At 72.7% G+C, this 22,492-nt stretch carries 18 protein-coding genes; 7 read left to right on the top strand and 11 right to left on the bottom strand.

Translation table 11 applies throughout. The annotated features are described in order from the left end of the window. Window positions 1–13: 13 nt before the first annotated feature. The 5 genes from P696_RS0133590 to P696_RS0133570 form a co-directional block, all read right to left on the bottom strand. A complete protein-coding gene (locus P696_RS0133590) occupies window positions 14–1,243 on the bottom strand; it encodes an EI24 domain-containing protein (RefSeq protein ID WP_245627914.1) in 1,230 nt (409 codons plus the stop codon). A 10-nt stretch (window positions 1,244–1,253) separates the two neighbouring features. Continuing rightward, window positions 1,254–2,132 carry an SDR family NAD(P)-dependent oxidoreductase gene (locus tag P696_RS0133585; protein WP_026415757.1) on the bottom strand — a complete coding sequence of 293 codons (879 nt, stop codon included), beginning with the start codon at window positions 2,130–2,132 and terminating at the stop codon, window positions 1,254–1,256. A gap of 306 nt (window positions 2,133–2,438) precedes the next feature. Next, window positions 2,439–4,298, bottom strand: a complete 1,860-nt coding sequence (locus tag P696_RS0133580) for a M1 family metallopeptidase (protein WP_026415756.1) — start codon at window positions 4,296–4,298, stop codon at window positions 2,439–2,441. 308 nt (window positions 4,299–4,606) lie between these two features. Continuing rightward, window positions 4,607–7,036: a M4 family metallopeptidase gene (locus P696_RS49835; RefSeq protein WP_211245917.1), complete on the bottom strand. Its 2,430-nt coding sequence runs from the start codon at window positions 7,034–7,036 to the stop codon at window positions 4,607–4,609. A 435-nt stretch (window positions 7,037–7,471) separates the two neighbouring features. Then, entirely contained in the window at window positions 7,472–10,369 is a 2,898-nt protein-coding gene (locus P696_RS0133570; RefSeq protein WP_211245916.1) for a helix-turn-helix transcriptional regulator, read from the bottom strand. Between the two features lie 356 nt (window positions 10,370–10,725). On the opposite strand from P696_RS0133570, the gene P696_RS49830 reads away from it, so the two are divergent. Beyond that, window positions 10,726–12,180, top strand: coding sequence for a hypothetical protein (locus tag P696_RS49830; protein WP_157430080.1), 1,455 nt, complete (start codon window positions 10,726–10,728; stop codon window positions 12,178–12,180). Here P696_RS49830 and P696_RS0133560 read toward each other — a convergent pair. The 3 genes from P696_RS0133560 to P696_RS0133550 form a co-directional block, all read right to left on the bottom strand. Beyond that, entirely contained in the window at window positions 12,170–12,499 is a 330-nt protein-coding gene (locus P696_RS0133560) for a hypothetical protein (protein WP_026415754.1), read from the bottom strand. The genes P696_RS49830 and P696_RS0133560 overlap by 11 nt on opposite strands. A 113-nt stretch (window positions 12,500–12,612) precedes the next feature. After that, window positions 12,613–13,290 (bottom strand): class E sortase, encoded by a 678-nt coding sequence (locus tag P696_RS53230; protein ID WP_051468469.1) that lies wholly within the window; start codon window positions 13,288–13,290, stop codon window positions 12,613–12,615. Window positions 13,291–13,474: 184 nt separating this feature from the next. Further along, window positions 13,475–13,816 carry a hypothetical protein gene (locus P696_RS0133550; protein ID WP_026415753.1) on the bottom strand — a complete coding sequence of 114 codons (342 nt, stop codon included), beginning with the start codon at window positions 13,814–13,816 and terminating at the stop codon, window positions 13,475–13,477. Between the two features lie 625 nt (window positions 13,817–14,441). On the opposite strand from P696_RS0133550, the gene P696_RS0133545 reads away from it, so the two are divergent. The 5 genes from P696_RS0133545 (at window position 14,442) to P696_RS49820 (ending at window position 17,427) form a co-directional block, all read left to right on the top strand. Further along, window positions 14,442–14,753, top strand: coding sequence for a hypothetical protein (locus P696_RS0133545; RefSeq protein WP_211245915.1), 312 nt, complete (start codon window positions 14,442–14,444; stop codon window positions 14,751–14,753). 206 nt (window positions 14,754–14,959) lie between these two features. After that, window positions 14,960–15,217 carry a hypothetical protein gene (locus tag P696_RS0133540; protein WP_026415751.1) on the top strand — a complete coding sequence of 86 codons (258 nt, stop codon included), beginning with the start codon at window positions 14,960–14,962 and terminating at the stop codon, window positions 15,215–15,217. Between the two features lie 352 nt (window positions 15,218–15,569). After that, window positions 15,570–16,058: a hypothetical protein gene (locus tag P696_RS0133535; protein WP_026415750.1), complete on the top strand. Its 489-nt coding sequence runs from the start codon at window positions 15,570–15,572 to the stop codon at window positions 16,056–16,058. A gap of 94 nt (window positions 16,059–16,152) precedes the next feature. Then, on the top strand, window positions 16,153–16,827 hold the full coding sequence (locus P696_RS0133530; protein WP_026415749.1) for a hypothetical protein: 675 nt from the start codon (window positions 16,153–16,155) through the stop codon (window positions 16,825–16,827). Window positions 16,828–17,040: 213 nt separating this feature from the next. After that, window positions 17,041–17,427, top strand: coding sequence for a hypothetical protein (locus tag P696_RS49820; protein WP_034488263.1), 387 nt, complete (start codon window positions 17,041–17,043; stop codon window positions 17,425–17,427). A gap of 60 nt (window positions 17,428–17,487) precedes the next feature. Here P696_RS49820 and P696_RS0133520 read toward each other — a convergent pair whose 3' ends face one another. Further along, entirely contained in the window at window positions 17,488–18,675 is a 1,188-nt protein-coding gene (locus P696_RS0133520; protein ID WP_026415748.1) for an NAD(P)-binding domain-containing protein, read from the bottom strand. Window positions 18,676–18,731: 56 nt separating this feature from the next. Further along, on the bottom strand, window positions 18,732–20,030 hold the full coding sequence (locus tag P696_RS49815; protein WP_051468468.1) for a carboxylate--amine ligase: 1,299 nt from the start codon (window positions 20,028–20,030) through the stop codon (window positions 18,732–18,734). Window positions 20,031–20,049: 19 nt separating this feature from the next. Here P696_RS49815 and P696_RS49810 point away from each other — a divergent pair, with 19 nt between their 5' ends. Next, on the top strand, window positions 20,050–21,270 hold the full coding sequence (locus P696_RS49810) for a glycoside hydrolase family 26 protein (protein WP_245627913.1): 1,221 nt from the start codon (window positions 20,050–20,052) through the stop codon (window positions 21,268–21,270). On the opposite strand, the gene P696_RS49805 is transcribed toward P696_RS49810, so the two are convergent. Further along, window positions 21,267–22,460: a glycosyltransferase gene (locus tag P696_RS49805; RefSeq protein ID WP_051468466.1), complete on the bottom strand. Its 1,194-nt coding sequence runs from the start codon at window positions 22,458–22,460 to the stop codon at window positions 21,267–21,269. The two genes, P696_RS49810 and P696_RS49805, sit on opposite strands and share 4 nt — an antisense overlap. Window positions 22,461–22,492 lie beyond the last annotated feature (32 nt).

Here is a 22,492-nt window from a genome sequence, read left to right as displayed (position 1 = left end):
TCTTTCTATCGCCTCAGTGATGTGCCGGTGACACCAGATCCCGGTGCGACGCCGGAATAGCAGGCACGAGCCGTTCCCGCGCGAGGATCGCGCCACCGGCGACCGCGCCGGGCATGGCGAACACGGCGCCCAGCGGAATGAGGAAGACCACGAATGCGGACGCGCCGAAACCCACCGCCAGGGACCGGTGCGCCTTCAGCAACGCGAACCGGTCGCGGCGCAGCAGGCCCCGCCGCTCCAGCATGACGGCCGACAGCTCTCCCGCGAGGAAGTATCCGGAAACGCACGCCGCGAGGACCGGCACGACCGTCTGCCCGACCACCGGCAGGAACCCGAGGACGAAGAACACCAGCCCGAACCCGACCGCGAACAGCCCGAGGATCAGCGCGTCCTTGAGCGCGCGGGCGATCTGCGTGCCGAGCGGGACGTCCGGCTCGGGCGGCGCGCCGCCGAGCGAGTCCTCGACCGCGACCGCGATCCGCTCGTAGAACGGGTCGCCGACCAGCAGCGTCAGCGCGGTGAACGTCAGCACGGCCAGGAACGCCGCCGAACCGAACAGCGTGATCCCCGCGACCACGTGCGTCGTGGTGCGCAGCCCGGACGACCAGTGGTCGGCGAACGGCGTGACCCCGCGCGCCGCGTCGTCCAGGTTCCACGCGAGCGAGCCCAGCAGCGCCGCGTACACGACCAGCACGATCAGCGCCGGGATCAGCCCGAACAGCCACTTCCCCGGACGCCGCGCCACCCACGCCAGCCCACGGAGGAAGTACACGACCCCGGAGCCGAAGTCCTTCAGCCCGCGCCCCTTCACCACCGGCACGAGCGGCCCGGCGGGAACACGCCCGGAAACCCCGCCCCCAGGCCCATACCCAGGACCACCTGGCGCAGCCGCCTGCCCGTACCCGCCCTGCGCAGGCGTCTGCCCATACCCGCCCTGCGCGGGCGCTTGGCCGTAACCACCCTGCGCAGGCGTCTGGCCGTAGCCGCCTTGCGCAGCAGCCTGGCCGTAGCCGCCCTGCGCAGCGCCCTGGCCGCCGTAACCGCCCTGTCCAGGCGTCTGGCCGTAGCCGCCCTGGGCGGGTGGCTGGCCGTAGCCGCCTGGAGCGCCCTGCGCGGGCGGCTGCCCGTAAGCGCCGGGGTGACCCGGTGCCGGGGCCGGGGCCGGGGTCCAGCCGGGCGTGGGAGGACGGCCGGGCTGGTGATGGCCTGGAGGAGGCGTCGACGGGTCGTACGGCTGGCTCACGGGGGCAACGTTAGCGGCAAGGCAGCCCGACAAGTGCGGAGGAACGGTCCCAGACGGCCCGGCGGAGGTCGATGTCCTTCAGGGGCCCGGAGCTGGGCAGGAAGCGCAGGCCGGGTGTGGACGTGACGTACTCGCCCGTCCGCTCCGCGAACACCGGGTCCGTGGCCACCCGGACGACCACGCGCGCGCCCTGCGCCGGGGTCCGCATCGCGGGCGTGTGGGAGAGCAGCCCGGCGACGCGTCCCACGCCGGGGGCGTCGCGGCCGAGGCCGGTTGCGACCATGCCCGGACAGACCGCGTTGGCGGTGACGCCCGTGCCGCCCAGGCGCTCGGCGAGCTCCTGCGTGAACAGGATGTTGAGCAGCTTCGACCGCGCGTACACGCGGAACGATCCGGACGGCCCGTAAGGGTCCGGTTCGGCGAACCGCTCCGGATCCAGGCGGCCCGCCTGGCGGTGCGCCTCGGACGCGACGGTCACCACGCGGGCGCCGTCCGCGTGCCCGGCCTTCTCCAGCGCGCCGAGCAGCAGCTCGGTGAGCAGGAACGGTCCAAGGTGGTTGGTGGCGATCATCCGGTCGTACCCGTCCGCGCTGGTCTTGGCCCGCAGCAGGTGCACGCCCGCGTTGTTCACCAGGACGTCCAGGTGCCCGTAGGCCGCGTGGACGCGCTCGGCCACGTGCCGGACGTCCTCCAGCGCCGACAGGTCGGCCGGGAACAGGTCGAAGATCGCGCCGGGGACGCTCTCGGCCAGCTCCTCGACGGCGCGTTCCGCCCGGGTGGGGTTGCGGGCCACGATGCCGACGCGGAAGCCGCGCCGGGCGAGCTCGCGCGCGGTCTCCTTCCCGATCCCCGACGTGGCCCCGGTGACGAGCGCGATCTTGTCCTCCATGCACCCCAGCCTCCCGGAGAGCTGCGTCACAGTGGAAGCCCCAAACCGAACGTTCGGACGGGAATTCCCGGAAGATCTCCCGCGCAGGGTGCCGTCCGCCCCCGGAAATCCGGTTCTTCCGCCGCATTCGCGGCCGTTCCCGCACCTTCGCGGCACGTTCCCCGTGCGTTCGCCGTCAGCCCCCGGCCGAGGACGCGGGAACGCGTCCGCCCCGTCCGGGAGAGGACGGGGCGGGCACGGGCGGGGGGCGGGTCGTGCAACCGCGCCGGGCCCGGGGCTCGGGGGCTGACCCCGGGCCCGGCGCGGTCAGCCTTCGATGCGGTGCGTGGTCCAGAAGGACGTCAGGTCCGTGCTGGTCGCGGCCTGCGCCGCGGCCTTGAACTCCGCCGTCGTCGAGACCCCGTACCAGTGGGACTGGGCGTAGGTGCGCATCAGGTTCGCCATGGCCGTGTCGCCGAGGACGCGTTGCAGGTCGTGCAGCGCGCACTTGCCGTAGCCGTAGACGACCGTGGAGTACCGCGACGAATGCGCGTCCCAGTACGCCATCGAGTTGGTGATCTTCTCCGCGGACGACGCCCACGAGCCCGACCAGCAGCCCACTCCGGTGTCACCGAAGTACAGGTCGGTCGCGTAGTCGGCGAACGCCTCGTCCAGCCACGGGCCGTTGTACTCGTCGTCGCCCACGATCCCGTACCACCACTGGTGGGCGAGCTCGTGCGCGAGCGCGGTGGAGCTGACCAGGTCGAGGACGAATCCCGGGTACTCCATGCCGCCGAACCAGAAGTTGTTGTCGAGCACGACGTCCGCCTCGCCGTACGGGTAGGCCCCGAACCGCGAGGAGTGCGTGTCCAGCGCGTTCGTCGAGGTGTTCAGCATCGACTGCGCGGACGAGGACGAGATCCCGCTCACCCAGTAGACGTTGACCTTCACGCCGCCGGACGAGGTGCCGGAGATCTTCTGGAACGGCCCGGCCGCCCACGCGAAGTCCCGCACCTTGGTCGCCGTCGCCGTCGTGACCGTCCGGCCGGACGAGCCGGGCGTGTCGGTCGAGGTGCCGGTGGCGGGGACCGAGAGCGAGGTCGGGTGGTCGAGCGTGACCGTGAAGTCGGACGCCAGCGAGTAGAACGACTCGCCGTTGTTGGTGTAGGGGTCGAGGTGCCATCCGGACGCGTCCCTGATGGCGAGCACGGGCAGCGCGTTGCCGATGAAGCTGTACGCGCCGTCGCGGCCGAACCGGTCCGCCCCGGACGGCACGACGACGCTCAGGTCGAAGCCGACCGTCCCGCTCTGGCCCTGGTTCAGCGGCGCGGGCAGGGTGACCTTGAGCGCCGTGCAGCCGACCTCCAGCGATCCGGCCGTCCCGCCGGAGACGTTGGAGACGGTGATCGGCGTGTTGGACGGGCACGTCCCGTGGTAGTTGTCCCAGAGCCGCAGGTAGACCTCGGACAGCGGGGTCGCGGACGCGTTGGTGAACGACACCGACTCGTGCCCGGTCCACGTCGCGCCGGACGCGTCGCTGCTGAGGTTCACCGTGTAGGACGGCGTCGCGGGGGTGCGGTCACCGGCAGGCGGGGTGGATCCGCCGGAGACGTCCAGCGCGACGTCGTCGAGCACGAAGCTGGTCTGGAGGCTCACGTCCTCGGTGCCGGTGAACGTGAGCGTGACGGTCTGGCCCGCGTAGGCGGACACGTCGAAGGTCTTCTTCACGTACCCGCTCGCAGCGTCCCTGTTGGAGTACGTCGCGAGCGTGGTCGTGCCGATCTTCGCGGTGAGCTTGTCGTAGGCGATCGACCCGGGGGACTCGCCGGTGTCGATGTGCAGCCAGAACGACAGGGACGCCGAGGAGCACCCGGCGGGCAGCGTCACCGACTGCGACAGCGTGTCGGTGTGCGTGCTCCCGGTGCCGTCCAGGCGGGCGAACCGGCTGCCGGAGTGCGCGGTCTGGCCGCCTCCGGTGAAGATCACGTTGCTGGACGCCGTCCAGGGCGTGGTGCCGCTCTCGAAGCCGCCGTTGCCGACGACCTGCGCGGGCGTGCAGTCGGTGGCCAGGCGCGGCTTCGGCTTGGCGCCGGGGGCGGCGGGCTGGGCCGAGGCGGGCAGGGACGGGGCGACGAGGCTCGCCGCCACCATCGCGGCCCCCGCCCCGAGGGCGAGGGTCCTTCTCATGCGGAAGCCGATCAGGCGGGGACTTCTCGGGCGGGGGATTCTCGGGCGGGGGGTTCGCGTGCGGCGCGCCACGGGGCGCGCGCCGAGGGGATCGCGGGTCACGGGGGTTCTCCCTCGCGGGCAGGTCCCGAGCGCGGCCGGGGGGATGGGGTCGCGCACGGGACAAGGGGTGGAACCGTCAGGCCGGCCTCCCGGCCAGGGCCTCCGGCCGGGGGGCCTCGCGCCCTGGCCGGGATGGGCCGGCCTTCTCACCGGCTCCGTCGGAGGGCGCCGGCCGCCGCGGGGGGACGGCGGCCGGCGCCGGCGACTCAGGAGGCGTTGACCGCCACGTCGTCGATGACGAAGCTCGTCTGCAGGGACACGTCCTCGGTGCCGCTGAAGGAGATGGTCACCGTCTGGCCCGCGAAGGAGGACAGGTCGACGGTCTGGAGCGAGTAGCCGGTGGCCGCGTTGACGTTGCTGTAGGTCTTCAGCGTCGTGGAGCCCGCCTTGACCGTGAGCTTGTCGTAAGCGGTGCTGCCGCTCTCACTGGTGTCGATGTGCAGGTAGTAGCTCAGCGAGGCCTTGCAGCCGGCCGGGATGGTCACCGACTGGGTCGCGCTGTCGGTGTGGGTGGTGCCGTAGCCGTCCAGCCAGCCGAAGTAGGTGCCGCTGTGCGAGGTCTCACCGCTGCCGTTGGCCGAGCGGACGCCCGCCGTGAGGGTCCACGGAGTGGTGCCGGACTCGAACCCGCCGTTGGTCACCTTGTTGCCGGGGCTGGAGCAGCCGCCGCCGATCGGGTTGACCGTCCACGTGAACGTGGTCGATCCGGTGTTCCCCGCGGTGTTCTTGGCGGTCACGGTCACCGAGGAGGAGCCCGCGGTGGTCGGGGTGCCGGAGATCAGACCGGAGGTGGCGTTGATCGACAGGCCGGCGGGCAGGCCCGTGGCGCTGTAGGTCAGCGTCGTGTTGTTCGGGTCGGTCGCCTGGATCTGCAGGCTGACGGCCGTCCCGACGGTGCTGGTCTGGTTACCGGGGTTGGTCACCTGCGGCGAGCCGGGCTGGCCGGGGCACGTGCCGGGAACCGGGTCGGTGCCGGTCACGCTGACCGCCGCCCACGCGGAGTTCACGGTGTTGTACTCGGTGCAGTGCGTGCCGTACAGGTCCGCGGCGGCCTTCAGCGAGTCGATGCGGGCCTGCGCGTAGTTCTCGCTGCTGTTGGCGTAGGACGCGAGCGCCTTGAACCAGATCTTCTCGGCCTTGTTGTTGCCGAGCCCGGTGACCGTGGAGCTGTTGCAGGTCGGGCTGTTGCCGTAGCCGTGGTCGCCGGAGCCGACCGCGAGCAGGAAGAACCAGTGCGTTAGCGGGCCGAGCGAGTAGTGCGGGTCGAGTCCGCCGTTGCTGCTCGTCCAGCAGTTCGGCGACGCGCCGTCCAGCGACGGGTTGTACATGTAACGGAGCGGCGTGCCGTCACCGTTGATGTCGATGAGCTCGCCCATGGTGTAGTCGGGCGTGTCCTTGGCGTTGTTGGCGTAGAACTCCACCATCGACCCGAAGATGTCGCTGGTGCCCTCGTTCATGCCGCCGGTCTCGCCGGTCTCGTCCCAGCCGGTGAGGGCGCCGCTGACGCCGTGGCTCATCTCGTGGCCGGCCACGTCGATCTCGACGAGCGGCTTGGCATTGCCCGAGCCGTCGCCGTAGGTCATCTGGGTGCCGTCCCAGAACGCGTTCACGTAGGCGTTGCCGTAGTGGGTGCGCGAGGGGACGCCGGCGCCGTTGCCGAAGATGCCGCTGCGGCCGTGGACGTTCTTGAAGTAGTCGAACGTCGAGGCCGCGCCGTAGTGCGCGTCGACACCGGCGGACGCGGCGTCGCTGGTGGTGCCGTTGCCGAACGTGCCGGTCGAGTTGCTGAAGATCGTCCCGGTGCCGCTCGTGGCGTGGTTCAGGTTGGTGGTGGTCCCGTTGCCGTGCGACGGGTCCTTCATCGACCAGGTGCTGCCGGACTGCGTCAGGTCGATCGACACCGAGCCGCTGTAGATCGAGTTGCCGGTGCCGGCGGTGAGGATGCCCTCGCTCGCCTTGGCCTTCTGGGTCTTGGCCAGCTTGGCCGCCTGGGCCGGCGAGAGGAACGAGCTGACCTCGTCCCGCTTGGTGACGACCTTGCCCTTACGCGCGTCCACCAGGACGTGCAGAACGGTCGGCGTCTGGTCGGTCTTGGTGCCCCGGACGACGGTCTCCCACACCAGCTGGGACGACCGGCCGAAGTTCCAGATCGCCAGCTTCGGCGCCTCGGCGGAGGTCACCGTGCCCTTGACCTGCCCGCGCGAGGTCGCCTGCGCCTGCTTCGCGCTGACGTACGGCGCGGTGGGGACGGTCGGCGTCTCGCGGGTGTTGGTGTTGATGTCCTTGTAGGAGCCGCCCGGCTTCAGGTGCACGACCAGGTCGCCGCCGTAGACCGGCAGTCCCTTGTAGCTCCGGTCGAAGCGGACGTCGGCTCCGCCGTCCTTGTTGACGACGACCGTGCGCGGCGTGAACGCGTGCCCGGCCTTCGCGTGCGCCTTGGAGGCGTGCGACGCGAGCGCCTTCTCGGCGTTCTTGATGGCCGCCTTGCGGGTCGCCGGGGACGGGTTGAGCGTGAAGTCGTCCTTGGCGAAGGACGACGGCCCCGCCGGCATACCGGGTTTCGGTTTGGGCCCGGCCTGGGCCGCTGGGGGGAGGGCGACGAGGCCGGCCGCGGCGATCACGGCCGCGCTCGACACCGTCACGATTCTACGTGGGGTCATGTGGATCGGTTCCCTCTCGCCTCGTGGGCAGAGGCCCGCCGCGGGGAACGGCGGGCTGGACAGAACGGGGACGAGGGCGGCGACTTTGGACTAGGAGCTCCTTTCGCGGCATAGCGGGGTAATTCGCCGCAACTCGGATCAAGGTGAGTTTCAGCTCGTTAACTCGTCCAAGGAAGACCGAAGCCCGAACGTTAGGGATATCCCTATGAACAACCCCATGAACCGGACACGACGCCCGCATGACCTCCGACATCGGCGTTTTCCACGCGCCGTGAACGCGATCTCGACCCGCCGTGAGTGAGAATTCCGCGCACCGAAATCGCCTCGGGACCGCGGCGCGGGGCGGCACAGGGTCCGGGCAGGGTCGCGCAGGGTCCAGGCGGGGCCAGGGACAGGGTTCGCGCAGGGTTCCTACGCGTCGCTCCGCGGGGGATCCTGAGGAGGACGGTGCGGAGACGAGGCCAGTCGCGCGAGGTCCACGCGCGACCGGACTCCGAGCTTGCGGTACGTCCGTGTGAGCGCGGCCTCGACCGTCTTGACGCTGATGAACAGCCGCGCCGCGATCTCGCGGTTGGTCGCGCCCTCCGCGACGAGCCCGGCGACCTTCGCCTCCATCGCGCTGAGCACCCCCAGCGCGGCGGACGGCGCGGACGGCGCCTGCGCCGCCCGGTCCAGGTCCCGGACGCGGTCGAGCTCGGTGGTGACCAGCGCGAGCCACGGGCGCGCGTGCGCGTGCGCGAAGACACGGCGCGCCTCGCGCAGGGCCGACCGCGCGCCGGGCGCGTCGTTCTGCCCGAGCCGCAACCGGCCCAGCACCAGCCAGGACCGGCCCTCCTCCAGCCGGAACGGCAGCTCCGCCAGCGCCGTCGCCGACCGCCGCGCGAGGGCGTTCGCCGTGGCCTGGTCGCCGCGTCCGGCCGCGACCAGCGCGGCGGCGCGGTCCATCACCGCGAGCATGACGCGCCGCTCCAGCCGGGTCGCGCGGGCGCGCGTCTCCTCGATCAGCTCGGCCGCCTCGTCCAGGTTCCCCGACAGCGCGAGCGCCTCGGCGAGGTCGCCGTGCCAGCGCCGCATCGCCGGGTCGCCGAGGCCCTGCGCCTCCTCCGACCGCCGGACGCGCCGGAGCAGCGCCGCCGCCGCCTCGTCGCGCCCGGCCATCAGGTGGATGTGCCCGGCGACGAACCACGCCTGCGGCAGGAACAGCAGGTCGCCGTCGTCGGCGCTGTGCTGCTCGGCCCGGCGCGCCGCGTCCGCGGCCCGGTCGGCGTCGCCGCCGGCCGCCTCGGCGAGCGCGAGCGAGAACCAGGACGGGCCCTGGCTCAGGTCGCTGTCCTCGGCCAGCCGGAGACTCTGGCGCGCCACGTCCAGCGCCCGGTCGCACCGTCCGCGGTGGACCTCCACGCGCGCGAGGTTGTGCAGGCAGTGGCACAGGCTCTCGACCGCGCCGCGCCGCCGGACGAGGTAGATCAGCGACCGCAGTTCGGCCCGCGCCTCCTCCAGCCGGTCGGCGAGCAGGTGGTGCCGGTAGCGCTGGAACGCGGGACCGTTGTGATCCACCATGACGCGCGGGTCCTGCGGGGACGACAACGCGCGCGCGAGCGTCCTCTCCGCGTCCGGACGTCCTAGGAAGAACGCCAGATGCGCCTGCTTGGCCAGCGCGAGGATCTCGGTGCGCCTGTCTCCTGCGCGCGCGGCCAGCTCGGCCGAACGCGCGGCGTGCTCGTGCGCCTCGAACGCCGAACCCTCGACGAGCCATGCCCGCCATGCGAGCCGGTAGTGCAGTGGAGCGAGCAGGGCCGGATCGTCCCCGGCGTCCGCGAGCGCGCGCGGGAAGATGTCGCCGAACTCGGCGAGCGCCTGCCCCGCCGAGTCGATCACCGCGAGCCAGCCGCGCACGCGGGGCGCGGGCTCGGACGCGACGGTCAGCGCCTCGTGCGCGATCCGCCGCGCCTCGGGCAGGTCCCCGGCGGCGATCGCGTCCTCGGACGCCGTGAGCAGCCGGTTCACGAAGCCGCCGGTGTCGTCCGGCGGGGTGTGCTCGGCGGCGAGGCGGCCGAGCCGGCACGCCTCCGCCGGGGCCCCGCGCCGCCGCGCCGCGACCGCCGCCTCGTCCAGCGCGGTCGCCAGCTCGGCGTCCGGGCCGGGGGCGATGAGCGCGCGGTGCCGGGCACGCTCGACCGGGTCGGTCACCGCCCCGGCGAGCGCGGCGTGCGCGGCGTGCCGCTCCCCCGGCTCGGCCTCGGCGTACACGACGGCGGCGAGCAGCGGATGCGTGAACCGGACGACCTCGCCCGACCCGATCTCCACGATCCCGTCCCGGACGGCCGCCGCGACGTCCTCGTCCGCGCCGTCCCGCCCGGCCGCGCGCAGCAGCCGCAGCGTCGGACGGGCCGCCGCGCTCGCGGTCAGCAGCGTCCGGCGGGCGTCCTCCGACAGCGTGCCGAGCCTGTCCAGCATGAGATCGCGCAGGCTGTCCGGAAGCGGCAGCTCGTCGTCGGTCGACTCCGGCGGTGACTCCGCCAGGGCGCGTCCGAGCTCCAGCGCGAAGAACGGGTTGCCGCCGCTGACCTCGTGCACGCGCGTCGCGACCGGACGCGGCCACCGGTCGCCCAGCAGCTGCGACACCTCGGCCACGGTCAGGCCGGGAACGTTGATCGCGTGCACCGGACCCGGGCAGAAGCTCGCGTCGTACCGTCCGCGCTGGTCCACCCGGACGGCCACCAGCGCGCGCAGCGGCAGCCCGGCCGCGCGGCGCGCGACGAACGCCAGCAGCTCGGCGCTCGGGCCGTCCAGCCACTGCGCGTCGTCGATAACCAGCAGCACCGGGGACCGCGCGCACAGCACCCGGAACAGGTCGAGGACGGCCAGCCGCAGCGGCAGCGGGCCGCGCTCGGGCGGCGGGTCACCGCCGCGCAGCAGCGCCGACCGCAGGACGGCCCGCTGGTGCCCGGGAAGCAGGTCGAGCACGTCGTCGCCGGTCGTGGACAGCAGGTCGATCAGCCCGAGGAACGGCAGCTGGCTCTCGGACTCGGCGGGCGCGCAGCGCAGCACGGTGTGGCCGGGGTGCTCCCCGGCGAGCCGCTCGAGCAGCGTCGACTTGCCGATGCCGGGCGGACCGGTCAGGACGACCGTCCCGTCGTCGCGGTCCAGGTGCTCCCGCGCCTCGCTGAGCAGGCTCGACATCCCCACGATGTCGACGCCGCGCCGGACGCGGCCGGGACCGACCGGTTCCACGACCACGAACGCCTCGGTCGCCGCCCGTTCGGCGTCCTTGGCGTATCCCCCGGTTGGCCCTGCCGCACGGTCCATCTGGGCGGGTCCTCCGGTTGCTCATGGCCAGGCACGAGTTCCGCGCCGCGAAACTACTCCTCCCGCCGACCATGGTCAACGGAGAAGTCAGCCGTCACCCGGTGCCCGGCGGGCGGTGTCATTTTGGTGGATATGGTGCCGCAACCGTAGTGGAACGGTCTCACCGGGGTCGCGTCCCCCGGACTCGGGCGCTTCGGCAGGCCCCCCACCCGCTCCGGCGTGCGACTCACCGCTCCTGAGCCGTCCGGTTCCGGCCGTTTCCCGAGCGTGGCCGGGCTCGGCCACTCGCGCGAAGCGGACGTCCCCCCGCCGGTGTCCCGGCGTCGCAACCGGGTAGGGCACGACAGGGGGAAATCGTGAAGGTGGACGCTTCGGCGCGTCCGCTCGGAGACGGGCGCGCGGCTGAGGCACAGGGGCTTCGGGGGACAGCACGGCGGCACGGCCCGTTCGCGTTGCTGCTCGCCGCGGCCGTCGTGCCGCGACTGGTCGCCATGGCCGGCTACCCGTCGATGTTGTGGTTCGGAGACTCGGGCACCTATCTACGGGGTGCGCTGGAGCCCGTCCCGTCGATGCTGCGGCCGAGCGGCTACTCGCTCATGCTGTGGATGCTCCGGCCCCTGCACGACTTCGGCACGATCGCGTTCACCCAGCATCTGTTCGGTCTCACCGTCGGCATCCTGCTGTACCTCCTGGTCTACCGGGCGGCGCGCACCGCGTGGCCGGACCGGGTCGTCCTGCCCGGCCTCCTCGGCTGCCTGGCCGCCGCCCCCGCCCTACTGGACGCGTACCAGATCGAGCTGGAGCACCTCGTCCTCTCGGACACGCTCTTCGAACTGCTGGTCGTCGCGGCGATCGCCGTGCTGCTGTGGCGGCCCGCCCCGTCCTGGACGCTGACCCTGGCCGCAGGTCTCCTCCTCGGCGCCGTCGCCATCACCCGGACGGTCGGCCTGCCCCTCGTCGCCATCGCGCTGCTGTTCCTGTTCGTCCGCCGGGTGGGCTGGCGTCCGATCGGCGCCCTGGCCGCCGCGTTCGCGCTGGTCGTCGGCTCGTACGCCACCTGGTACCGGGCCGAGCACGGAAGCTGGGCGCTCACCGGCACCAACGGCCTCTTCCTGTTCGGACGCGTCGCCGCGTTCGCCGACTGCGACCGGATCCGCCCGCCGGACGACGAGCGCGTCTTCTGCCGCGACTGGACGCGCGACACCCCCGGCATGGACCCCGCGTTCGCCGCGATGTGGGGCGTCCACGCGCCGTTCAAGACCTTCCCCGGCGGCGTCTACGACCGGGCCGGGAACGCCCGCGCCGCCGACTTCGCCCAGCGCGCCATCCTCACCCAGCCCCTCGACTACGCATGGACGGTCCTGGTGGACGCCGCACGCGGCTTCGCACCGCACCGCACGGACCGTCCGACGGCCGCGACCGTGGCCGAGTACCGCTTCCCCGTCCGGTACAAACGACCGCCCACCGCCGTGCGGGCGTCCCGCCTGTACGGCGGCGCGACCGCCAGGCCCCGCGTGGTCGAACCCTTCGCGGGCTGGATCCGCGCCTACCAGGACTCGGTCTTCCTGCCGGGGCCGCTGCTCGCCGTCCTGCTGCTCGTCGCCCTGGCCGGGGTCGTCCGGCGCCTCCGCGGCCCGGCGCTCCTGCCGTTCCTGGCCGGGGTCGCGCTGATCGTCGTCCCGTCCGCCACCGCCGACTTCGACCACCGCTACCTGCTCCCGGCCGTCCCGCTGCTCTCGCTGGCCGCCGTCCTCCCCTGGATCACCGGCAAGGCGGACCCCGACGACGGCGGGCGGCCGGCTAGGGCATGAAGCGGAAGCTCCACGCGTAGGGCGGCGCGCCCTCCGTGCCCGCGTGCGGCTCGACGTACTGGTGGCGGCCCTTGCACTTCGGGCGCTTGAAGATCTCCACGGTCGTCCCGGTCCGGTTGCTGAACTTCGTGCCCCTTTCCCTCAGGGAGTGGCAGGGACCGTCCGGCGCGTTGTGCAGGCGCTGCGGCGTCATGCCCTCCCTGTACGTGAAGTCCCCGACCGACGCCGACGCCGCGCCGGCGGCGCTCAGGGCGCACGCCGCGCAGCCGAGCACCAGCGCCCCCTTGAGTACGAGCGTCGTCGTACCCGTCGTCATCATGAGTTCGCTCCTCTTATCAAGGGCAGGCGGACGAGGACCACCTGCGGATGTGAACGCGGCCGCGATGGTGCCCGTCGCCGATGGAGATCCGTCCCCGCAAGGTGCTCCTGCGCCTAATGGACGAGCCGGGCGAAGACCACGTAGCGGTGGCTGTCCAGTCCGCGTGGATAACAGGTCACGAGCGTCGCCCACCCGTCCGTGGCGCGCCGCCCCGGCTGCATGGGGACGGGCGCGAGCACCTGGCGGTCGGTCGGCAGGATGATCTTCGACCCGACCACCTGGTACACGTACCGCCGGTGCCCGGAGACCAGGACGACCTCGTCGCCGTACGTCAGGTGCTCCAGGTCGTCGAAGGGCGCCCGCCCGGTCGTCCGGTGTCCCAGGTACACCGCGTTGCCCACCTGCCCCGGGAACGCCGTGCCCGGGTAGTGGCCGACGCCCAGCTTGAGGTCCGACTCCGAGATGCCCTCGCGGACCCGGTCGTCGAAGCGCAGCTTCGGAATGATCATCTCGACGAGGTCCCGGTCCCGGACGGCCCGCGCCTTCCGCACGCCGCGCCGGTGCGGCTCACCACCGTGCCGGCCCGCCCGCGACGTCCGGCCACGCCGCGCCGCCGCGTTCCGGCGCGCCGCCTTCCGGGCGCGGTGCCCCGCCTTCCCGGCCCGGTGGTCGGTCGTTCCGGCGTGGCGCGCGGCATGGACGGGAACCTGCTCGGCGTGCGCGGGCCCGACGGGACCGGCCCAGCCGAGGACGCCGGCGACCGCGCCGGCGAGAAGCTGTCTGAACCGCACGTACTCCTCCTGGCGATGCTGTTCTCCCGGGACCGCCGCCCCGGGTGGACCCGGCCGGACGGCCCCGACGACGGCGACAGCGCACCGCCGCGCCGGGCTGCGAGGAGATCGAAGCCCGGCCGGACGGTGCGCTGTCGCGGGATGGAGCGGGACCGGCGCCGCTCAGGCGTCCGGCCCGCTCACGTCACGAAAGGCCCGGAAGCCCCTTGCCCAAGAGGCTGAGCGGCAGGCCGTCGATCAGCTTCGGCGGAACCTGCGGGTCGTTCGGGCCGGCGTCCGAGCCCGGGACCGGGACGCCGACGCCGCGGATCAGCCCGCGGACGGTCTTGGCGGCCTCCGGCATCTTGCTCGCGTCGGGTCCGTTGCCGTGGGGCGCGCCGGCGACGACCTGCCGCACCGGCTGGCCGCCCACGGCGGTGGAGGCGGTGTCGGCGAGGGCGGAGCCGCTGGACAGCCCCATGCCGACGACGGTCAGGCCGCCCGCGACGAGCGCGGCGCGACTCACGTTCTTGGTCCGGTTGCGCATGATGTTCTCCTTCGGAGGTTCGGCGGAACGCGTCGCCCACGCCCGGCGATGCGGGGATTCAGGCGCTCGTGGTCGACCGCCGCCTGTCGATATCGGGGTGGCCGTGTACGGCTGTGCGCGAATTCGCGCGGCGGCGGGCCGGGGTCGGGCCCGTGCTTATGACCGCACATTTCGGAGGAATCCGGCGACCGGAGTCCCACTTTCGCACCTTCACTTGTCCGGCCCGGGAACCGTGAACCGGAACTCGTGGCCGTGACAGCACAGTGTGCCACTCGAAGCGTCCCCCCGACCGGCAACACGCCGCATCGACGAACCCGCCGATGCCGTTCCCGGACGCCGTTTTCGGTGGATATGAACCGGGCGCGCGACGTCCTGGAAACCAAATCGACTTGATCAACACATGGGCTTACCAAGATGGGCGCCAACGACCGTTCCAGCTGTCGCGACTTTTGCCCTGCTGCCGGAAATGCCCGAAGCATCTGAAGAACATTCCTGCAACAGGCAACGGTTTCGCAAAACGCGTTTGTCCCTCCAGGCCTCCGGTGAGGCTGTGAGGTGCGATGGTCGAACGCTGTGGCGCGCTTCGCGTCGGCGGCAACGCAACGACAGTTGAATTGGAGCACTCATGCGCAAGCGACAGGCTGCTGTGGCCCTCCTCGGCGGCGTGGGTCTGATGACCCTGATGCCCGCGCCCGCCATGGCGGGCAACAAGCCGGAGCCGCCGCGCAACCTGCAGATCATCGGCATCCAGACCTGCCGCAGCGTCGACATCGTCGGCCTCGGCGCCGCCATCCACAACCTCCTGGGCATCGAGGACGAGCACGGTGACTGCGTGAACGGCGGGGAGCTGGAGAAGTACCACAACAAGTACGTGGGGAACTACCCGGAGAAGTACCACAACAAGTACGTGGGGCACTACAGGGCCAGGACCCGGTAACCGGCCCGTTCTCGACGAGGGTGCGGACGGGGCCGCCGAGTCTCGTCCGCACCCTCGCCGTCTGTACGGCACCCGAATTGTCGGACATCTGCTCCACCATCCGCCCTCGGTCATCACCCGCACCCACATCACAGGCACCGCAGCACAGGCACCCGCACAACAGGCACTCGGACTCCCCCCTGGGCAAGGCGAGGATGAGTCAACCCATGGGCAGCCCGGAAGAACCGGGCGAAAGCGACCAAGGCCGGACGCTCTGGTGCGCCATCGGCGAGGGAGCCCTCGGCGGACTGCTCACCGCCCTGCTCGCGCTCGCCCTCTGGTATCTCATCCCCGTTCCGCCCCCGACCCCGGTCGAGCGCTGGCTCGCCGTCATCGCCACCGCCACCGCCGGTGGAATAGCCTCGATATCCGGACGTTTCCGGCGCGATCCCGGGTCCGGCGGCCCCACTTCCGAGAACGAATAGGGTCGCTCCGCACGCTTCCGTTTCCCGAATCCCCGCTCGCACCGGTTCCGGTTCACCTACGATGCGAAGGCACGTGCCGGCCCACAGGGGGGTGGTCGACACACCGCGCACGTCAGCACACGGAATTCCGCGCCATCCGATATCCGCCGGCGTCCGAGTCGCTCTGATCCGGCCGGCCACCGAAACAGATCCTCGAGAACGGACCGAGGCCGCGTTCCGCCGATGTGACGGACGCAGGCCCTCCCTTCCCCGGTTCCGGACTTCGCACCCAGTTCGCGATATCACCGTCAGCGCCCAGTGCCGTCTCCGGCCGGGCGAACCGAAGTATCAGGTCGTCCGGGGGGCCGATCCAATGTCGTGGATTTCCGACTGGTTCCATCGTCCGGCTCTGACCGCGGGCCCGGTCCCGAGCGGCGTCGGCGGGCCGCCGGGAACCGTCGCTCCCGACCTCCCCCGGCTCCGCCTGGGGCCGGACGCGGACGAGCCGACGCCCGCGGGAGGCACCCGCCACCTCGAGGAACTACAGGTCGTCGTCCTGAAGCTGTCCGGACTCCGGTGCAGCCTCCAGGTGCCCGACGACGGGCCGCCGTTCCTCAGCGTCTGCCGCGCGGAGGCCGTCCGGATGAGGCAGACCGTGTGGTGCGAGCCCCCGCGGATCCCCGCCGGGATCCTGGCCGACGGGACGGAGGGCTGCTGCACGGACGCGTCCGAGGACACCTCGTGCATGTTCGTCTGGGAGGCCGGTCCCATCGCGCCCGCGTACGAGGTGTTCGAGGCGGCGATCGTCATCATCGCCGCCATGACGGCGGCTCACCCGTCCGGGGGACCTGCTCCGGACTGATCCCCTCCGGCGGGGGAGTCGGCGGCCCGGTCCGGGTCGGCAGGGTGGTTCCCATCCAAGATCGCCGACCGGGTGTACAGAACGGACCACGCCGATGAACGTCAAGAAGATCACCGTGCTCGCCCTCGCCGCCGCCGCGTCCGGCACCGCCGCCGTCGCCGTCGCGACCACGGCGTCCGCCGCGTCCGCCGCCACGTCCCACGAGCCGTCCGCCCGCAGGGCCGGGGCCGCGAGCGTGGTCGGGGCGGCGGAGATCCGCCGCACCTACCAGCGTGACGACGACGTCCGGGCGTTCACGATCGACGCGCACGCCGCGCCCTACACCCGTCCGCTTCCCGGCCCGAACGGGCAGCCGGGCCTTCCCGGCTCGCCGAACGACGCCGCCGGGACGGTGACGGTCTCGCACACGAGCGTCGTCCAGGGCAAGAAGGTCACCTTCAGGGCGAGGGGCACGGTCGACTCGCTGGTGACCGCGCCGGGGTACGCGTCACTCACGGCGGTCTTCACCTGGACGAGCCCGGGCGGCCCGCCGTGGGTCGGCAAGCGCCTCGGCTTCAGCGTGTACGACGCCGGCAAGGACGCGCCGGGCCGCTCCCGCGACCGGCTCGGCTACTCCTGGGAGTTCGTGAACCTGACGAAGGGCGCCGACGGGAGCTGGAGCGACGAGACGCCGGTCGGCACGGCGATGGCGCCCGCGCCGTTCGCCCCCGTGACCCGGGGCGGCTTCACCGTGACGCACGCGGACCTGCCGCCCGTCCCTGGCAACTGACCGGGCCGCGAGACCCTGCTCCCGCAGGGGAAAGAGCCACCTACCAGCGCGGATAGATCTCGCCCAGGGCGTCCCCGTCCGGCGGCCGGGTTCGGGCGTGGCGGGCGCGACGCAGGCCAGTATTCGGTGTACGCCGCGTGCGCCCCGCCGGGTCCCCGGCGCCAGCACGCGCCCAGGCGCCGGTGTTTCGCCTCTCCCGCCCGAGGAGGACATGTGAGCTCGCTGGACCCCTACTGCCCGGACTGCGGGGCCGCCGTCGCACGGCCGCACACCGACGGGTGCGCGATCGCCCGCTGCCTCTACCACGGCGGACGGCGGCTCGCCTGCGGGAGCCATCATCGGGCCGACCTCGAGCTGGACCACGCCTGCGGCCGGGACCTGTGGACGGGACGGTGGCCCGGCGAGGCCGAGGCCGCCGAGTTCGGCTGGTGGGCCTGCTGGGACGGCCCCGGCCCCGAGCGCGGATGGGACTACCAGGGGCAGGGCTGGATCCCGGTGCCCGCGGGCACGCCCGGCGCCGTCCCCGACCTCGACCGCCTCAGGACCGACGCCCGCTGGGACCGCGACGCGCTCCGCTGGGTGCGGCGGGTCAAGCACTGAGCCGGACGAGTCCGAGCCGGACGGAGGCGGGGGCGGGTGCGCGCCCGCTCCCGGGACGGTTCAGTCCCTCCCGGGGCAGAGCCGCCGGGTGATCCTGCGGGCGCAGAAGTCGGTGCCGTGGACGAACCGCATCACCGGCCCGAAGCTCGCGGCGGCGGCGAGGCCGGTGAAGAACAGCCCGGGGACCGACGACTCGAACCCCGCGTCCAGCCGGGGCGAGCGTCCGATGCGGGTGATCTCGCGGCGGAGCCCGGGTGAGAGGATCCCGACACGGTCGACGTCCGGGGTGAACCCGGTGGCGGCGATGACGTGGTCGACGTTGAGGATCCAGGGCATCCCGGTGCGGTCGACCGTGGAGAGCGTCACCCGGTCGCCGACGACGTCCGCCCCGGAGAGCCGCTGGCCCGGCCGCACCGTGACCGCGCCCTCGAACCGGTCGCGCAGCCACCACGCCCCGGCGGGCCCGAGCGTGTTCCTGACGATCCTCGCGCGGGCCGCGTCCGAGAGCAGCCGGGTGTACCGCGGCCGTTCGGACCACACCCACGTGCGCCAGCCGCGTCCGAGGCCCGACCGCGGGCCGCGCAGCAGGCGCGTCAGCGGGGACGCGCCGACGCCGGGCGTCGCGTTCCACGCCAGCCTCGTGGTGCGCGTGACCAGGTGCGGTTCCGCGCCGTGCTCGGTGAGCAGCACCGCGGTCTCCAGCGCCGACTGGCCCGCGCCGACCACGGCGACCCGGCGTCCCTTGAAGACCGACAGGTCGCGGTACCCGCTGCTGTGTCCGCACACCTCGCCGGGAAGGTTCCGCAGCTCGGGCGGCATGTCGGCGAACGCCCCGACCCCGATGCCGAGGACGACGTTCGCCGCGGAGACCACCTCACCGGTCTCCAGGGCGACCTCGAACCGGTCGCCGGTGCGGCTGACGTCGGCGACGAGCGTCGGCTCGGCCGGCAGCCCGGCCTCGCGCGTGAACCACTCGCCGTAGGAGGTGAAGGTGTCGAGGGGGATGGGCTGCCCGGTGCGCCAGCCGGGACGGAAGTCGAGGAAGCGCGTCCCGGCGTCCGGGGAGCTGAGGCTGGACGCGAACGGCTCGGACTTCAGGAACATGCCCTCGGGCATGGCGGTGTTCCAGAAGCGCATGGGCGTGCCGATGATCCGGCAGTCCATGCCCGCGCCGCGAAGGTGCGCCGCCACGGAGAGCCCGTAGGGGCCGGCGCCGACGACGACGGTCTCCGCGCTGGAGGTGGACACGTCCTGGACTCCGTTCACTGGGCGGCGTTCACTGGGCGGCGTTCACTGGGCGGCGTTCATGGATGGCGACGGCCGTGGTCCGCAGCGGCGGACGAGTCGGGCGGGACGGGCGGGAGGGGCGTTTCGGGCGCGCGGCGGGCGAGGCGCCGTCCGAGGCGTTCCGCGGACGGGACCCGCCCGGCGGCCCGGCGCGCGGCGACCCGCAAGCTCTGCCGGACGAGCGTCGTCATCGGGGCGAGGTCGTCCGCCGCGAGCCAGGCCAGTTCGCTCTCGCGCAGCGCGGCGAACCCGCGCGGCCGGGTCGTGGCCATCAGCGGGAGGTAGTGGTTCTCGACGAGGATCTTCCGGCCGAACACCGGCCGCGCCGGCGGGACGGGCCGTCCGGACGCCAGCAGGTGCATGACGCGGACGAGGTCGGTGCCGACGCGGTCGGTGAACAGCCGGAACTGGGCCCCGAGCCGGGGGTTGTAGTCGAGCAGGCTGTAGGTGCCGTCCCGCTGGTCGTACCGGAAGTCGAGGTCGGCGGGGCCGGTGTAGCCGAGCCGCTTGGCGAGCGCGCGGACGTGGCCTTCGAGGCGCGGGTTGGGCAGCCACTCCCCCACGACGGTCGCGCCCGTCCGGCGGGGGTAGGCGAGCCGCTTCTTCCCGACACCGCCGAAGACCAGGTTCGAGTCGTCGTCGAAATAGCCCTGGAAGAACCAGTCGTGCCGGGTGTCGCCGACGACCTGCTGGAAGATGACCGGGCCCGCGGCGCGGTGGTCCTCCGCGAGGGAGAGGTGGTGCAGCGCGCGGGCCTGGCGGAAGTCGTGCGCCAGGGTGGTGCTGCGGGAGCCGCGCGGCAGCATCCACGGACGCGCCCATTTCACGATCAACGGGTAGCCGAGCGCGTCCAGCTCCGCCTCGGAGAGGCGCGTTCCGGACGGCACGTGACTGGGCGGGACGGGGATCCCGGCCCGGCGGCAGCATTCCAGCAGCGAGGATTTGTCGGCGACCTCGCCGGGGGCGTGGCTCATACCGGGAAGCCGGAAACGGTTCGCGAGGACGGTCCGGTGGTCGGCCGAGAAGAGCGCGGCGGCGTCGTCCATCGGGATCAGGAGCGGGGCCCGTCCGATGCGGCCGGCGACCCGGGCGAGGTGGCCGAGCAGCCCGGACGCGTCGGACGGGTGCGGGCCGAACTCGTGGGATCGTCCCAGGTAGCGGGACCGGCTCACGGGGCTGGCCCGTCCCTCCAGCAGCGCGTGGACCTCGATCCCGGCGCGTCCGAGGGACCGGACGGCCGCCAGCGTGCCGTGGTGCAACGGGTAGTGGTTGGTGCGGAAGAGAAGCACCGGAAGCCCGGTGTCGAATTCGGGCACGGATCGAGAGTCGAGCAGCGTGGGCCGGTTTGCCGCCTCCGCCAAGATTCACCCCGCTTCGACGTTGGTAAAGAGTTCTTCATTCGGCGAGACCCGCGGTTCGTCAACCAAAGTCATCGGGCATATTTTACGCATGAGGAACGGCCCCGCGCGCGCAGACGGACCGCGTTTCGCCCCACCGGGACCGAGGTCTCCCACGTTCTTGGGGGCGATCTCTCTCGCAGGGATCACCGTTTTTCTCGCACTTGGCGTCGGCACCCCTTCTCGGACGGCGACGCAATCGGTCGGGCAGGCGCAGCACGCCGTTCCACTCGGGGCGTTCCTCGGGTCGGGGGGCGAGGGCGTCGAGGCCATCGGCCACTTCCAGCGCTGGCTCGACTCGCCGGTGGACGTGGGCCACACCTACCTGCCCGGCGACAGCTGGCACGACATCGAGGGCGCGCCCGGAGTGCTGGAACCCTGGCTGGCCTGGAAGCGCGCCAATCCGGGAAAACTCCTGGTGCTGAACCTCCCCATGCTGCCGCGCAACGAGGGCGGCGTGGAGGACGACGAGGTCTCGGCGCTGCTCGAGGAGGGCGCCGAGGGCGCCAACGACCAGCACTTCCGGGAGCTGGCGACGCGCCTGGCCACCGGCGGCGCGGCCGACGCGATCATCGTGCCCGGCTGGGAGATGAACGGCGCCACCTATACCAGCCGATGTGCGCCCAACCCGATCAAATGGACGGCCTACTGGCGGCGGATCGTCACGACGATGCGCGCCGTCCCGGGCGCGAAGTTCCGCTTCGATTTCACGGCGACGCGCGGACTCGACGCCATTCCGTGGCCGCGCTGCTATCCGGGTGACGATGTCGTCGACATCATCGGTTCCGACACTTATGACCAACCCGAGGGCGCCGACTTCGACCACTTCGTCCAGGAGCCCTACGGCCTGGGCGAGCAGGCCCGTTTCGCCACCGTGCACAACAAGCCCATGTCCTTCCCGGAATGGGGGATGTTCCGCAATTCCGATGACCCGGACTTCGTGCGCGGCATGCACGACTGGATCTCCACCCATCCGGTCGCCTACCAGACCATCACCGACTACTGCCCGCACGGCGTGTGGAGCTGCCAGATGAACCCGCGCGCTTCCGCCGAGTACCGGAGACTGTTCGGCGGTCGCGGCATCGCGCTCACGCCGACCGCGCCCGCGTCCGGCACGACCACGGTTCTCCCGGCGAGTCCAGCGGCGAAGGGCCGCTAGCTGACCGGGACGGGGCTGCTCAGCGCCGGTGCGTCGGCGGTGCCCATGGCCACGGCCAGCGTCAGCGCGCAGAGCCGGAGCTGCGTCTCGGCCATGTCGAAGTCGCGGACACGGACTCCGGCCGCCTCCGCCTCGGACGCGGCCAGCCCCGGGTCCTGGAGGCGCAGCGCGAGGGCCCGCGCCAGCTCGTCCGCGTCTCCGCAGGTCACCAGGGCTCCGACATCGGACGTGACGACCTCGGTCAGCCCCGGGATCCGGGACGCGACGACACTGCGCCCGACCGCCAGCGCCTCCAGCGCGACCAGCGGAAGGCCCTCCCAGCGGGACGGCAGCGTGACCACGTTCGCCGCCGCGTACCAGTCGCGCGGGACGACGGCCTCCGGGACGAACCGCACCCGATCCCCGGGCCCGCGACGCCGCAGCTCGTCCAGCGCGTCCCCTGAGCCGACGATCACGAGCTCGGCGTCCGGACACGCCTGACCCACCCGGTCCCAGGCGTCCAGGAGGATGTCCTGGCCCTTCTGCCGGGTGACGCGGCCGAGGCAGACCACGAGCGGGACGCCCTGGGGAAGCCCGAGGCGTTCCCGGGCCAGCTCCCGTTCGCGCTGGTCAGCAGGGGGGAAGCGGCTGAGGTCGACGCCGTTGCGGATCGTCCAGAGCCGGTCCCGGATCCCCTTCCCGGTTCCCTGGCGGCGCTCGCCCTCGCCGACGCAGACGATCGCGTCCGTGCGATGCGCCGCCCTCCGCTCCCACCACGCGCTCGCGCGCGCGAGGACGCCGCCTCCGGACAGCCACGACCAGCCATGCGGCTGGAAGATCACGGGACGCCGCGTGGCGACGCCGGGCAGCCGTCCGGCCAGTCCCGCCTTGGACGAGTGCAGATGGACCACGTCCGGACGCACGACGGCGATGATCCGGCGCAGCATGCGCGCCTCGTCCAGCGTGCCCGGCCCGGGCGCGCGGCCCGCCTCCCACAGGTGGTGCGGGACGCCTTCGGCCCGCAGGTCACGCGGGAGCGCGCCGTCCCGCGGGCAGGCCACGAAGACCTCCCACCCGCGTCGGCGCTGCGCGGCGACGGTCTGGGCGACGTACCCGGCGACCCCGCCCGTCGTCGGCTGGGAGACGTGCAATACCCGCAGCGGACGGTCCTGAGGACCGGTCTCGACCACGGAGGCGGATTCATCGGTCATGATGTGCGGCCCACTCGCTCGGGGACGGAGTC

Origin of the sequence: Actinomadura oligospora ATCC 43269 (assembly GCF_000518265.1) — a bacterium.
Classification (GTDB): domain Bacteria; phylum Actinomycetota; class Actinomycetes; order Streptosporangiales; family Streptosporangiaceae; genus Spirillospora; species Spirillospora oligospora.
Note: the sequence above shows the minus strand (reverse complement) of the source record. Positions and strands in the feature narration are given on the sequence as shown.